The organism is Streptomyces sp. NPDC101166 (assembly GCF_044768125.1).
Lineage (GTDB): Bacteria > Actinomycetota > Actinomycetes > Streptomycetales > Streptomycetaceae > Streptomyces.
Window position 1 is genome coordinate 314,564 of sequence record NZ_JBIWPF010000007.1, and the last position, 13,763, is coordinate 328,326.

The 13,763-nt window shown below is 74.4% G+C and carries 9 protein-coding genes; 5 read left to right on the forward strand and 4 right to left on the reverse strand.

Going from position 1 to position 13,763, the window contains the following annotated elements; genetic code table 11:
- Nucleotides 1-26 precede the first annotated feature (26 nt).
- Nucleotides 27-1,628, reverse strand: a complete 1,602-nt coding sequence (locus ACIRS4_RS15800; protein WP_404195375.1) for a phage tail sheath family protein — start codon at nucleotides 1,626-1,628, stop codon at nucleotides 27-29.
- A gap of 236 nt (nucleotides 1,629-1,864) precedes the next feature.
- Between ACIRS4_RS15800 and ACIRS4_RS15805 the strand changes: the two genes are divergently transcribed.
- From ACIRS4_RS15805 to ACIRS4_RS15815, 3 genes are all read left to right on the forward strand, one after another.
- Nucleotides 1,865-3,658, forward strand: coding sequence for a DUF4157 domain-containing protein (locus tag ACIRS4_RS15805; RefSeq protein WP_404195379.1), 1,794 nt, complete (start codon nucleotides 1,865-1,867; stop codon nucleotides 3,656-3,658).
- A gap of 90 nt (nucleotides 3,659-3,748) precedes the next feature.
- On the forward strand, nucleotides 3,749-5,191 hold the full coding sequence (locus tag ACIRS4_RS15810) for a hydrolase (protein WP_404195380.1): 1,443 nt from the start codon (nucleotides 3,749-3,751) through the stop codon (nucleotides 5,189-5,191).
- A gap of 109 nt (nucleotides 5,192-5,300) precedes the next feature.
- Nucleotides 5,301-6,713, forward strand: coding sequence for a ricin-type beta-trefoil lectin domain protein (locus ACIRS4_RS15815; RefSeq protein ID WP_404195383.1), 1,413 nt, complete (start codon nucleotides 5,301-5,303; stop codon nucleotides 6,711-6,713).
- An 18-nt stretch (nucleotides 6,714-6,731) separates the two neighbouring features.
- Here ACIRS4_RS15815 and ACIRS4_RS15820 read toward each other — a convergent pair whose 3' ends face one another.
- From ACIRS4_RS15820 to ACIRS4_RS15830, 3 genes are all read right to left on the reverse strand, one after another.
- Nucleotides 6,732-8,756, reverse strand: a complete 2,025-nt coding sequence (locus ACIRS4_RS15820; RefSeq protein WP_404195386.1) for an ATP-binding protein — start codon at nucleotides 8,754-8,756, stop codon at nucleotides 6,732-6,734.
- Nucleotides 8,753-9,415, reverse strand: coding sequence for a DUF4255 domain-containing protein (locus tag ACIRS4_RS15825; protein WP_404195388.1), 663 nt, complete (start codon nucleotides 9,413-9,415; stop codon nucleotides 8,753-8,755). Before ACIRS4_RS15825 ends, ACIRS4_RS15820 begins: the two co-directional genes overlap by 4 nt.
- Nucleotides 9,416-9,571: 156 nt before the next feature.
- On the reverse strand, nucleotides 9,572-10,273 hold the full coding sequence (locus ACIRS4_RS15830) for a LuxR C-terminal-related transcriptional regulator (RefSeq protein ID WP_404195391.1): 702 nt from the start codon (nucleotides 10,271-10,273) through the stop codon (nucleotides 9,572-9,574).
- A 289-nt stretch (nucleotides 10,274-10,562) separates the two neighbouring features.
- Between ACIRS4_RS15830 and ACIRS4_RS15835 the strand changes: the two genes are divergently transcribed.
- Together ACIRS4_RS15835 and ACIRS4_RS15840 are read left to right on the forward strand one after the other, a co-directional pair.
- Nucleotides 10,563-10,706 carry a hypothetical protein gene (locus ACIRS4_RS15835; RefSeq protein ID WP_404195394.1) on the forward strand — a complete coding sequence of 48 codons (144 nt, stop codon included), beginning with the start codon at nucleotides 10,563-10,565 and terminating at the stop codon, nucleotides 10,704-10,706.
- Nucleotides 10,687-13,680: an AAA family ATPase gene (locus ACIRS4_RS15840; RefSeq protein ID WP_404195397.1), complete on the forward strand. Its 2,994-nt coding sequence runs from the start codon at nucleotides 10,687-10,689 to the stop codon at nucleotides 13,678-13,680. Before ACIRS4_RS15835 ends, ACIRS4_RS15840 begins: the two co-directional genes overlap by 20 nt.
- The last annotated feature ends 83 nt before the right edge of the window (nucleotides 13,681-13,763 follow it).

Sequence of the window (13,763 nt, forward strand, 5' to 3'; positions counted from 1 at the left end):
GACAGGGGGTGGAGTGGAAGGCGCGGCTACTCCTCCAGCTCACCGCTGCCGCTGGAGAACTGGGCCAGCCGGAAGATCACGAACTCGGCCGGCTTGACCGGTGCGATGCCGATCTCGCACACCACCCGGCCGACGTCGACCGACTCCGGCGGGTTGGTCTCCTCGTCGCACTTGACGTAGAAGGCCTCCTCGGGCCGTGCGCCGAAGAGCGCGCCGGACCGCCACTCGTTGACCAGGAACGCCGAGACGTTGCGCCTGATGCGGGCCCACAGCGCGTGGTCGTTGGGCTCGAACACCACCCACTGGGTGCCGATCAGGATCGACTCCTCCAGGTAGTTGAAGTACCGGCGCACGTTCAGGTAGCGCCAGGCCGGGTCGGAGGCGAGGGTGCGCGCGCCCCAGACGCGGATGCCGCGGCCCGGGAAGGCCCGGATGCAGTTGACGCCGATCGGGTTGAGCAGGTCCTGCTCGCCCCGGGTGATCTGGATCTCCAGGTCGACCGCGCCGCGCACGACCTCGTTGGCCGGGGCCTTGTGCACACCGCGCTCGAAGTCGTTACGGGCCCACACGCCGGCCACGTGGCCGCTCGGCGGGACCAGGCGGGCCTGGCCGGTCGCCGGGTCGAAGGCCTTGATCCACGGGTAGTACAGCGCCGCGTACTTGCTGTCGTAGCCGGCGGTCTCCTGCCGCCAGACCCGGATCTGACGGGCGTTCAGGCCGGGCGGCGGGTCGATGACGGCGACGCGGTCGCCCATCAGCTCGCAGTGCGCGATCAGTCCGAGCTGGACGGCCTTGACGGCCTCCAGGTCGATCGCCCCGCGCTGGTAGGCGGCCATCAGGTCGGGCACCGCGACCATGGACACCTCGTCGATGGCCTCCAGGCCGCCGAAGCCGGTGCGGTCGGCGCTGTCGCCGAGGTACTGGGCCGGGCCGACGGTCCCGTCCTGGGCCGTAGCGCCGGTGGGGCCGGCGGGGGCGGCGGCCGCGGGCGGCACGGCCAGCGTCACCGTCTGGTTGTCCGGGCGGACCAGCTGCGCGGCGGGCGCGGCCTCGGCCACGGTGATGAGCTTGGAGCGCTCCTTGACCTGGGTGACCACGTAGGAGCGGTTGCCCTTCTTGGCGGTCACGTCGAACGTCTCGACGGCCTTGTCGCCGTCCTTGACGATCAGCCGGAAGCGTTCGGCGGGGCCTTCGCCCTCGGGGTCGGCGACCTCCACGCTCAGCGGGGCGCCGCTCTGGCCGGCCGCGGTCGCCGTCACCGCGAAGGCGCCGAGCTGTGTGGGCTCGCCGGCGGGCAGTGCGGCCGGAGCCTGCGAACCGCCCACCGCGGCGGGCGACTTGGCGTCACCGGAGGCGCCCGCGGGGCTGCCGCCGACGCGGACGACGTACGCGGCCGAACCGCCGTTGTTGAAGAAGCCGTAGACGGAGTGCGCCAGGTAGTACCCGTCGGTGAAGTCACCGAACGCCGCGACGTACTGGGTCCAGTTGGTGACCAGCGTCGGCTCGTTCAGCGGGCCGGTCGGCGCGAGTCCGACGAAGGCCGCGACGGAGGTCCCCACCCCCTCGATCGGGCGGGAGCCGCTGGCCACCTCCTCGACGTATACGCCGGGCGACAGGTAGGACGGCATGCTGTGCTCTCCTCGGGGTACGCGTCAGGACATCTCTCACGGTCACGCGCGAAGCGCGTCGGTCGAAACGTCTGCGGGTGCCGAACCGGGGGCAGACCGTCTGCCCCGAAGGGCAACGCCCGTCGGCCGCGCCCGCCCTCTCTGCCCCGAAGGCCCTTGCCCCGCACTCGAGTTCTCGGCCAGGCTGATCCGCTGACGTGGCTTCTTCACCGTCAAGGCCGTCGAGGGGAGCGCTCGTGCGCGCGCAGGACAAGGGCAGTTCGCCGAACGAACGGACGCCCGGCTCCCGGCCCGCCGCCCGCGCGGCCCGGCCCCCGGGGCCGGCGGCCACGGTGCTCGACCTCCAGCGGCTCGCCGGCAACGCGGCGGTCTCCCGCGCCGTCGACGCGGAGCGCCACCAGCACTCCGCCGGCTGCGGACACGAACAGCAGCCCGCCGTGCAGCGCAGCTCCCTGGTGCACCAGGTGCTGAACTCGCCCGGCCGCGCCCTCGACACACCGCTGGCCGGTGAGATGTCGGCCCGGTTCGGAGGCGTCGACTTCAGTTCCGTACGCGTGCACACGGACGCCGTCGCCCAGCGCTCGGCCGCCGAGATCGGCGCGAGCGCGTACACCTCGCGCGAGCACGTGGTGTGGAACGGCCGGGACAAGCACACCCTGGCCCACGAGCTCACCCATGTCGTCCAGCAGCGCCAGGGCCCGGTCTCCGGCGCCGACAACGGCGCGGGCCTGCGCGTCAGCGACCCGGGCGACAGCTTCGAACGCGCCGCCGAGGCCAACGCGCACCGCGTGATGTCGGCGCCGGTGCAGCGGGCGATGGAGCAGGACGCCCCGAGCGGCGAGCACGGCGGGGGGCACGGCCACGCGTCCCCGGACGCGGCGCACACCGGCGGGACCGACGCGTTCGTCCAGCGGCGGGCGGAGACCCCGGCGCGGGTGGGCTTCGAGTTCCAGCAGCTGAACAGCAAGGTCGACGTCAAGGGCGGCTCGGACTCGGAGTCCGGTTCGGACGACGGCCTCTTCGCCACGGAGGAGACGAAGTCGGAGTCGGAGTCCGATCCTGACGTGTACGAGATCAAGGCCGAGCACTACGGCAGGGCAAGCGGCCTCTGGTACGTCGTCAAGGACGGCCAGAACCTGGAGTTCGTCACCCGGCCGTTCAAGAGCATGGACGAACTCACCGAGGTGATGAACGAGATCTGGCGAGTGGCGAAAAGCATCCACCAGGCGACCAGGGCGGAGCAGGCCGAGGACCCCAGGGCGAGGCCGCAGTTCGAGCTCCCCGGTGACACCTACGTGACCGTCCACGTCGCCGACGACTCCGGTCAGCCTCAGGTCAACCCCGATGTGCCGCTGGACTCCCTGCCCGGCCTCTACCAGCACGCGGCCGGCGACGAACAGCACCTCCAGGACTTCTACGGCGCCGACCAGGCGTTCTGGAAGGCGGATGACACCAAGAACGAGATGCGGGAGAGCGCCGAGGTCGCCGGCAACGTGCTCAGCCTCGACGCCGACGTGCTCGCCCGAACTTTCGGCATGGAGGACACATCCGGGGAGAAGCTCGGAAGCGTCCGCGGTCTGCTCCAGGTGCTCACCGTGGCGGCCGTGCACCAGGCGTTCTTCCCCAGCGCGTTGCCCAAGGACCAGCCGGTCCTGCTCAAGACCCACATGGGCAGGTTGTGGCGGGACCTGGTCGCCGACGGTGTGATCGGATCCACGGTGTCCCTGAACGACGTGGTGGCGCTGATGTGCCGGCTGCACGGGGACCTGGTCGAGGAGACGGGCATCTGCAAGGGCATCGTCAGGAAGGTGATGCAGGGAGTGGACCCGGTCTGGGCCGGTCCGCTGGACTCCGTCGACATCGGTGCCCCGACGCAGGCCGGCGGGCCGGCGACGGCCGACCGCAAGCAGGTGCTGGTCGAGTTGCGGCGCGTTCCGGTCCTCCCCGTCGACGAGTGGCGGAGCTTCGCGGCCACGGCCTTCTCCCACTTCATCACGGACGAGGCCGACCGCTACCACCAGACCCTCTGACACCAGGCCTGCGGAGCTGCCCGAACGGGCACACCCTCCTGCCCCTGGGCCTCATGACGCCCCCGGCGGGCCGGACGTAGCCTCGCCGGGGTGACCCTGTGGACCTCTCTCGAACCCGCCTCCGTCACCGTCGACCCCGGCAGCCGGGCGACCGTGCGGCTGCGGGTGCGCAACACCGGTGACGTCGTCGACGAGTACCGCTTCGAGCCCGTCGGCCCCACCGCGCCCTGGACCACGGTGGAGCCGCCCTCACTGCGGCTCTACCCGGGGACGACGGGCACGGTCGAGCTGACCTTCGCCCCGCCCCGCACCCCGGACGCCGCGGCCGGCCCGAACCCGTACGCGGTACGGATCACGCCGACCGAGCATCCGGACGCGGTCACCGTCCCGGAGGGGAACCTCACGGTCACGGCGTTCACGGAGGTGCGGGCCGAACTGGTCCCGCCGACGGTGAAGGGCCGTTTCCGGGGGCGGCCCCGGCTCGCCGTCGACAACGTCGGCAACACCCGCGTCACCGCCTCGCTCAGCGGCGGCGACACCGGTGACCGGCTGTCGTACGAGCTGAAGCCGTCGAACGTGCAGATCGAGCCGGGCCGTGCGGTGTTCGTCGACGCGACGCTGCGGCCCCGCGACATCATCTGGTTCGGGTCCAAGGAGGAGCAGCCCTACTCCCTGGCGGTACGGCGTTCCGGCGCCGAACCCCTCGCGGTGGACGGGACGTTCGTGCAGCGCGGGTTCCTGCCGCGCTGGCTGGCGACCGCGCTGAGCGTCTCCCTCGCGCTGGCGATCGCGTTCGTGATGATCTGGATCGGCTACAAGCCGCCGGTGCGCAGCCTCGCCGAGGAGCGGCTCGCGCAGGCCGGGGTCAGCACCCTCCCGCCGCCCAGCCCGAGCCTCAGCGCCGCGCCGAGCGCGCCCCCGTCGGCGGCCGTCCCCGTGCCCGCGGCGAAGCCCGAGGGGCCGGCCACCTCCGAGGCCGCCGGCACGGGCGGTTCCGGTGGCGGCGGCGAGAGCGGGGGCGGGGGCGGCGGCAACGAGGCGCCGAAACCGAAGCCGAAGCCCAAGCCGGAGACCGCCGCCACCGCCGTCAAGCAGCTCGCCGCCCGCAGCGAGGGCCGACACATCTGCTACCGCGCCTATGTGGCCGACCGGGGCTGGCAGAAGCCGGTGTGCGACGGCTCCGAGGCCGGGACCACCGGCAAGGGCCTGCCCATCAAGGCGCTGAACATCGCGGTGGCCGGCACCGGCGGCGTCAGCGGCAACGGCGCGCACGTGGTCGAGGACTGGCTGACCGGCGACAAGTGGTCGAGCGCGGCCGACGGCAAGGACATGTACATCGGCAGCAGCAAGGAAGCCGTCTCGCCGCTCCAGGGCTTCACCATCAAGGTCAACGACGGTTCCGTGTGCCAGAACGCGAACGTCAAGGACAAGGGCTGGATGGGCCTCGGCTGCACCAAGCCCGGCGACTGGAGGTACGGCGGCAGCAACATGGACGAGGGGCACCAGCTGGAGGCCGTCGAGTTCACGGTCTGAGTCCGCGGCGGTGCGAGGACTTCGGGGCAGGGCAGGTCGTCCCCTTCGGGCAGCGCCCCTGCCCCGACGCTTCCTGACGGCCCGCCGCCCTCACCCATAGCGTCGACAGGTGACTCTGTGGACCTCCCTGGAACCGGCGGCGGCGACCGTGGACCCCGGCGGCAGCACGACCGTCCGCCTGCGGGTGCGCAACACCGGTGACGTCGTCGACGAGTACCGCTTCGAGCCGGTGGGCAGCGTGGCTCCCTGGACCACGGTGGAGCCGCCCACGCTGCGGCTCTACCCGGGGACGACGGGCACGGTCGAGCTGACCTTCGCCCCGCCCCGCACCCCGGACGCGGCGGCGGGCCCCAGTCCCTACGCGGTGCGCATCACGCCCACGGAGCACCCCGACGCGGTCACCGTCCCCGAGGGCAACCTGACGATCACCCCGTTCACGGAGATGCGGGCCGAGTTGGTCCCGCCCACGGTGAAGGGCCGTTTCCGGGGGAGGCCCCGGCTAGCCGTCGACAACCTCGGCAACACCCGGCTGACCGCCTCCGTCGCCGGGTCCGACAACGGCGACTCCCTGTCGTACGAGATCCGGCCGGGCAACGTGCAGATCGAACCGGGGCGGGCCGCGTTCGTCGACGCGACGCTGCGGCCCCGGCAGATCATCTGGTTCGGGTCCAAGGAGCAGCGGCCGTACGCGCTCACCGTGCAGCGTTCGGGCGCACAACCGCTCGTCCTGGACGGGACGTTCGTGCAGCGCGGGTTCCTGCCGCGGTGGCTGGCGACGGCGTTCAGCGTCGGTCTGGCGCTGGCGATCGCGTTCGTCATGATCTGGCTGACGTACAAGCCGTCCGTCACCAGCCGCGCCTCGGAGAAGCTCGCCGAGGCCGGCCGCACCACGCTGCCCAGCCCGGTCGCCTCCGCGCCGGCCGCGCCGAAGGCCGACGCCTCCGCCGCGCCGCTGCCCGTCCCCGAGGCGCCGTCCGCGCCCGCACAGACCCTGGATCCCGGCTCCGGCACGACCGGCTCGACGGGCGCGGCGGGGTCGCAGCCGGGATCGTCGGGTTCGGGATCGTCGGGCTCCGGGGGCGGGAAGCCGAACACCGGCTCGACGCCGAAGCCGGCCCCGAAGCCGGTCCCCGGGCAGCTGATCATCGGGCAGGCCTCCGGGCGGTGCGTCGACGTCACCGGTGCGGCGGACGGCAAGGGCAAGGACGGCACCCCGCTCCAGCTGTGGGAATGCGCCGGGACCGCCAACCAGAAGTGGGTGTTCCACGGTGACGGCACCGTCCGCACGCTCGGCATGTGCATGGACGTCGCCTGGGGCTCGCGTGACGACGGGGCCGTCATCCAGCTCGTCCGGTGCAGCGGCAACCCGGCGCAGCAGTTCGTGCTGAGCGTCCGGGGCGACCTGGTGAACCCGCAGGCCGACAAGTGCGTCGACGTCAAGGACAACGGCACCGGCGACGGCGCCCGGCTCCAGTTGTGGTCGTGCTCGGGCACGCCGAACCAGAAGTGGCGGGTGCAGTAAGGCACTTGGCGAGGTGGCCTACCAGCCGGCCTCGCCCGGCACCAGGCGGCCCGCCTTGCGGTACTCGCGGCGGGCCCCCTCCAGCAGGTCCCCGTCGCCGACCGGCTCGCCCCGGCCGGCGGCGAGGTAGGCGGCGGTGACGACCGCGCTGCGGATGGACCCGCCGGCCAGCTCGAACTGCGCGGCGAGCGGGGCGGGGTCGACGTCGTCGGCGCACGGCACGTGGGACAGCCCGTGCCGCCACAGTGCGAGCCGCTGCCCGGGGTCGGGGAACGGGAAGTCGACGACCAGGTCGAGCCGCCGGGTGAACGCCTCGTCGATGTTGGCGCGCAGGTTGGTGGTGAGCAGCGCGATCCCGTCGAAGGACTCCAGCCGCTGGAGCAGATAGGCGCTCTCCATGTTGGCGTACCGGTCGTGCGCGTCCTTCACCTCCGACCGTTTGCCGAAGACCGCGTCGGCCTCGTCGAAGAGGAGCACGGCGTCGGTGCGGTCGGCCTCGGTGAAGATGCGCTCCAGGTTCTTCTCGGTCTCGCCGACGTACTTGTCCACGACCGACGACAGCTGCACCACGTACAGGTCGAGCCCCAGTTCGGCGGCGACGACCTCCGCGGACAGGGTCTTGCCGGTGCCGGACTCGCCGGCGAACAGCCCGAGCACGCCCCGGCCCCGTCCGCCGCCCGCGCTGAGCCGCCAGTCGCCGAGGACGCGGTCGCGGTGGCGGGCGCGCAGAGCGAGCTCCTGCAGCTGGGTCAGCGGCCGCTCGGGCAGGACGAGGTCCTCCCAGCCGACCGCGGGCCGGATCCGGCGCGCGTGCCGCTCCAGGCCGGACGCGGACTGCTGACGTGCGGCAAGCCGGATGTGCGCCGCGGTGAGCGGCCCCCCTTCGAACGCGGCGAGCCCTCGCGCGGCGCGTGCGGCCCGGGCGATCCGTTCCCCGCCGAGCCGGTACGGCGCCACGGCGGCGGTCAGGTCGAGATCGCCGGCGGGCTCGGCCTTCCGTGTCGCCGCCGCCTCCAGTGCCGCCGACCACGCCGCCGTTCCGCCGGTGCGGCGGCGGGGGGCGTCCAGGGTCAGCGGGTCGTGGGGGGCCCAGTGCGGGTCGTAGGGGCGGGGGTCCGTCAGGAGGACGGTGACGTCGGTGGCCGCGGTCAGTGCCGTGACCAGTGGGCCGGGGCGTTCGGGCAGGCCGGACAGGACGAGGGCCAGGCAGCCTAGGCGGGCCTCGCGCAGCAGTTCGGGCACCCGGTCCTCGGGCCCGGTGAACCGCAGGGCGCGCACGCCGGCCGCCTCCAGGGCGGCCGCGATCGACGCCACTCCGTCGCCTTCGCGGTGTTCGCGCAGGTAGGCGGTGAGGGGGCCGGTCCTCAGGAGGGCGGCGAGGCGGGAGGCGAAGTGCTCGTCGTCGGCGGGGAGCGGGTCCGGCAGGGGATGCAGGTGCCCGTGCAGGGCGGCGTCCGGGGTGTCGTCGCCGAGGAGATGGCCGAGCAGCCGGTCCGGGACGCGCAACGAGCGGGAGAGGAAGGGGCGTTCCGGCTCCTCCACCTCCAGCAGACCGAGCGCGCGCAGCGGTGCGCCGGCGTGGAGGCGGGCGCGGGCGGCGGCGAGATGCGCGGGCACGGCGCACAGGTCGAGGGCCAGACCGGTCGTGGCCCGGCGCCGGCTGACGTCGTCGTTGAGGTAGCCGTAGAGCGGCTCGAAGCGGCGGTCCAGGTCGGGGGCGAGGGCGACGAGCAGGATCGCGGTGTCGAGGCCGGTGAGGGAGAGGCGGGCGGCGAGGTCGGTGAGGGGGTCTGCGGGGGCGTCCGGCGGCGGTGCCGCCGCTGCCGGCGCCGGCGCCATCGCCGCTGCCGTCGCCGGGGCGGTGAGCAGGTGTCGTACCGCGTCCTGCGAAAGGTAGAGGCCGCGCAGGGGGTCGTCGGCGGTCGGGTCGGTGGCGGCGCGGTGGTCGACGAGGGCGGCGACGCGCTCGCGCAGCCGGGCCAGCCGGGCCAGGAGGGGGCTGACATCGGGGTCGGCGGGGGCCTCGGCGCGCAGATCGGTCATCGGGGGTTCCGGGTCTCGAGGGCGGCGCGGGCCGCAGCCACCTGGCGGGGGCGGTGGGCGCGTTCACCGGACTCCGGCGGCTCGCCGTCCATGCCGCGCAGGCGCACCGCCGCGCCCTCGGTGACGGGCGGTCCGGCGTCGTACTCGGGGTAGGCCGGGAAGGGCGCGGTGACCACCAGGTCCAGGGACGGCTTGAGCTCGCCGCCGAGCGCCGACCAGATCTCGGCGAGGGAACGGGACTCGGTGTGCAGACCGGCCACGGTCAACGGCACGGCGAGCCCCAAGGCGCCCAGCGCGCCGGGCAGTTCCTCGGCGGGGAGCAGCTCGCGCGGGATGAGTGTGGCCAACACCGCCGACAGCAGCCGATGTTCGTCCTGCGGGGTCTTCGTCCACGCCGTCACCAGGTACGACAGCCGGAACCAGCGAGGGGGTTGGCGGCGGCGTACGACGACGTCCCGCTCGTCCCGCACGGGCATCTGCCCGCGCTGCCGCCGGGCCACGTCCTCGCGGATGTCGTACAAGTAGGCGTTGACGACAGGGGCGTTGCGGCGGGCGGCCCAGTCGCGGGTGGGCGCCTCGAAGGAGACCTCGATGCCCGAGCCGGTCAACGCGCCGCCGCCGAGCAGCCCTTTGAGGACCTCGTCCACCTCGTGGATCACGTCGTGCTCCTCAACTGCACTGCTGATGACGGTCGTTCACAAGCGTCCCGCCCTGTCGTCGATCGTCCCCCGAACGTCGTGGGGGCCGCACGCGCGGCGGGGTCGGCGGACGGGCAGGTGCGCTGCCCGTGTGTCCGCCTTCGATTGCCCGTTCGGTCAGATGTAGCCTTCCCGGAGGGCATATGCCACGGCGTGCGCCCGGTTGCGCAGATGCAGGCGCGTCGTGAGCCCGTGCATCACGTTCTTGACGGTTCTTTCGGAGTAGGACAGCTTGCCGGCGATCTCTCCGGTGTCGAGGCCCTCGGCGACCAGCCGCAGGACGTCCACCTCGCGTGGCGCGAGCCCCAGCGAGGGGGCACCCGCGCGGCTCGCCGCGCCCCGGTGCAGGGTGCCCACCTGGCTGATCAGCCGGCCCAGCAGGTCGGCCGGCAGGTCGCCGTCGCCGCGTGCGGCGGCCTGGACCGCCGTCACCAGCCGGTGCGCGGTCGCCTCCCGCCGCCAGACGATGGCGCCGACGCCGCACTCGATGACGTCCAGCAGCTCGTTCTCGCGGATCGTGCCCACGACGAGCACGGCCCGGCCGCCCTCGCTGCGAGTGATCCGGCGCAGCCGGGCGAGGGAGGCCTCGTCCAGGGTGTCCTCGACCAGCAGGGCGACCGTGCCGACGCCGCTCTCCTCGCGGATCTCTATCTCGGGGCGGGCGCGGAGCTGGCTGACGGCGCCCTCGTGGCTGATGGGGTCGCAGGCCTGCACGACGACGGGCGTACGGCGCGGGGTCCGTACGGCGACGGTGTCCGCGGCGTGCTCGGGGGAGCGGTCGGCCGCCCTCGGCGCCGGGCGGTCCGGCGTTCCCGGCATGGGCCGGTCGTGCGTCCTCGCCGTCGGGTGGTCTGGCGTCCGGGGCGCGCTGAGCAACCGAATCCCCCCTGTTCACGGACCCGCCGACCGGCGCGGGACCGGTGACGGGAGATCGTGTCCCACATTTCTGCGAGGGGCGCGGCGGGCGCAATCGTGGAGCACCACGAGGCGGACCACGAGAGCAACGCTCGTGCCGCCGCCACGAGAAGCGGTACGCCCGGTATCGCCGCAGGTCAGGGGCTGTACGCCGGTGTGCCGGCGGCTAGCGGGGGAAGGGCCGCGCCCCGCCGTGAGCCTCACCACAACCGCCGCCCGCGTCGCCCCCGGCCGCGACCCCGCACACGTCACCGACGTCTACCACGCCGTACGCGCCACCACCACCGTCCACGAGTACAGGAGCACAGGAGGCAGGGATGACCGCACCGTTGCGTGAGCGCGAGGACGCGCACGCGCTGCTCGTGTCCGAGACGGAACGCGCCCTCGCGGGCAGTGGCCGGCTGGTCCTGCTGCGCGGAGCCACCGGCACCGGCCGCTCCGCCGTGCTGGAGGCGGCCGCGGCGCACGCGGCCGGGCGCGGTATGCGGGTGCTGCGGGCCCGCTGCTCCCCCGAGGACACGGGGGTGCCGTTCTCCGCGGTCCTTCATCTCCTCGGCCCTGTGCCGGAGTTCGCGGATGTGGCGCCGGGTCCGGACGACCGGGGCAGCGCGGCGCGGCTGTGGCGGGTGCTGCGCTCGTACGCGGCGCGGTCGCCCCTGCTGGTGGCGGTGGACGACGTCCACCTCGCCGACGCGGCGTCCCGCCGCTGGCTGGTGGAGGCGGCCCGGCGCATCGACCGATTACCGGTGCTGGCGGTGGCCACCGAGCGCAGCCAGTACGACATCGGCCCGCAGCCCAGCGGTCTGACCCACGCGCTCTCCCCCTCCCTCGTCCGCACCCACACGCTCGCGCCGCTCTCCGACACCGCGTCGGCGGAACTGGTCGCGGCCGCCGTGCCGACGGCTCCGGCGCGGTGGACGGCGGACTGCGTGCGCGCCGGCGCCGGCAGCCCGCTGCTCCTGCGCGCCCTCCTGGAGGACCTGCACGGCGCCCCGCCCCCGGCCCCGGTGCCGGACACCTGCGCGGCCCTGTACCCGGGGGCCTACCCGGCGGCGGTGAACTGGTGGCTGGACAACGCGGGCCCGGACACAGCGAGGCTGGCCCGAACCCTGGCAACCCTGGAACCACCGCACCAGAACAATCCGACACCCCAGCCCCGGCCCACCACCCCGTCTTCGGCCTGCGCCCAGCCGGGAGCCGACGCCTGCCCCCGCCCGGGCACCGCCCCCGCAGCCCCGGCCGCCCGGCAGAGCACGGACGCCTTCGCTTCGGCCTGCGCCCAGCCCGGTCTCGCCGTCCCGGGTGGCGTGCACCTGCCCGGGGAGGCCGAGCCGGACGCGAGCCGCGTCGAACCCCTCGCCCCTCCGCCGGAGGCGTTCGTCGGGTTGCTCGCCGATGCCACCGGGTGTGATCCGGCCCGGGTGGCCGGGTGGCTCACGGCGATGGTGCGGCTCGGGATGCTGCGGCCGGGCGGGGAGGGCGACGGGCGGCCGCGCTACGCGCATCCGCTGCTGCGGGACGCCGTCCTCGCCGGCTGGTCCACCGCCCGCCGGCAGGAGGCCCACCAAGCGGTCGCCGAGGCGATGCTGCGCCGCGGCGACCGGGTGGAGGAGGTCGCCCGGCAGCTGCTGGACAGCGGCGCGGTCGGCCTGCCCTGGGCGCTGCGCGTACTGCGCGACGCCGTCACCGTCGCCGAGCGCGAGGCCCGCCCCGGCGACGCCGTCGTCTACCTGCGCCGGGCCCTGCGGGAGCCGCTCGCCGACGACCTCAGGCAGCGCCTGCTGACCGAGCTCGGCTCGCTGGAGTACGCCTCGGCCGACGCTCCCGCCGGCATCCCCCGCCTCGCCGAGGCGCTGACCCTGACCGCCGAGCCCCGCGACCAGGTCCGGACCGCGATGGCGCTCGGCACCGCCCTCGCGGGCCGCGGCGAGGTCCGCACGGCGATGGAGGTGATGCGCCGGCTGGAGACGCGGCTGACCGACCACCCCGAGCTGGCCGGCACCGCGCGGACCGCCTCCGCGCTGCTGTCGGACCAGGACCAGACGGTCCGCCGGGAGGCGTACCGACGGCTGACGGACATCGCGGAACGCTCCCCGGAACTGGTCGGCGCCACCGGCCAGGCCTTGCTGGTCCGTTACGCGGCCACCGCGGGCGCGACCTCCGCACACGCGGCGATGAACCGGCTGCGCGCCCTGCTCACCGAGCCCGCCGACCCCCTCGCCGAGCCCTTCCTGCTGGGCACCGCCGCCGCGGTCGCCCAGTGGGCCGACGAACTCGACGAGGCGGAACGGCTGGTCGAACGGGGCCTGGCCGGCCAGCGAGCGTCCCTGCTCCACCCGATGCACCGGGCCCTGCACGACGTGACCCTCGACATCGCGGCGGCCAGGGGCGAGTACGGCCGTCTCCTGCCCCCGCACCCCCGGCGCCCGGCCGGGGAAACCACGCGGCACACCCCGCCGGCCCCCGTCAACGGGGACGCCCACGCCCTCCTCGCCCTCGTGGAGACCGGTCGCACCCGGGAGGCACGCCGGTTCGCCGACGGCTTCGACCTGCGGGACACGCCGGACTCCTGGGAGCTGAACCGCTTCCTCTACGCCCGCGGCGCCCTGCGCCTCGCAGAAGGAGACACCACCGGCGCCTTGCACGACTTCCTGGAGTGCGGCCGTCGCCAGTCGGCCCGCGCCGTGCTCAGCCCGGTCGTCACCCCGTGGCGCTCGGCGGCCGCCGTGTGCCGGCTGGCCCTGGGCGACCGGCGGGAGGCGCTGGCCCTCGCGCAGGAGGAACTGCGGCTGGCCCAGGTGTGGGACATCCCCCGCACGACCGGCCGCGCCCTGCGGGTCCTGGCCGGGGCGACCGGCGGACGGCGCGGCGTGGAACTGGCCGACGACGCGGTCGGCGTCCTGCGCGGCACCCCCGCCGTCGCCGAACTGACCGCCGCCCTCCTCACCCAGGGCCGGCTGCTCACCACCGCCGGGGACCGCTCCCGGGGGCGGGACCTCCTGCGCCAGGCCGCGGAGCACGCCGAACGCCTGGGCGCCGTACGCCTGCGCGCCCGCGCCGAGGAAGCGCTCCGCGCCGGAGGCGCCCGCCGCACCGCCGCCGCCCGCACCGGCTCCGGCGCTCTCACCGACAGCGAACGCCGTGTCGCGGAACTGGCCGCCGACGGCCGCACCAACACGGAGATAGCCGACCTCCTCCACATCGCCCGGCGCACCGTGGAGACCCACCTGACCAGCGCTTACCGAAAGCTCGCCATCCGCCGCCGCACCGAGCTCCCCGCCGCGCTGAAGGAGCGGACCCCGAGCCGCTGAGTCCACGGGGCATGGCGCAAAACAGTGCCGCGGATGGCCGGGAGGCACCACATTCGAGCGGCTCAACTGCCTTACGCTGGCGC

Coding starts and splice junctions, on each gene's coding strand:
- ACIRS4_RS15800 (WP_404195375.1), bottom strand. CDS start 1,628: ATGCCGTCCTACCTGTCGCCCGGCGTATACGTCGAGGAGGTGGCCAGC.
- ACIRS4_RS15820 (WP_404195386.1), bottom strand. CDS start 8,756: ATGACCGATCTGCGCGCCGAGGCCCCCGCCGACCCCGATGTCAGCCCC.
- ACIRS4_RS15830 (WP_404195391.1), bottom strand. CDS start 10,273: ATGCCGGGAACGCCGGACCGCCCGGCGCCGAGGGCGGCCGACCGCTCC.
- ACIRS4_RS15840 (WP_404195397.1), top strand. CDS start 10,687: ATGACCGCACCGTTGCGTGAGCGCGAGGACGCGCACGCGCTGCTCGTG.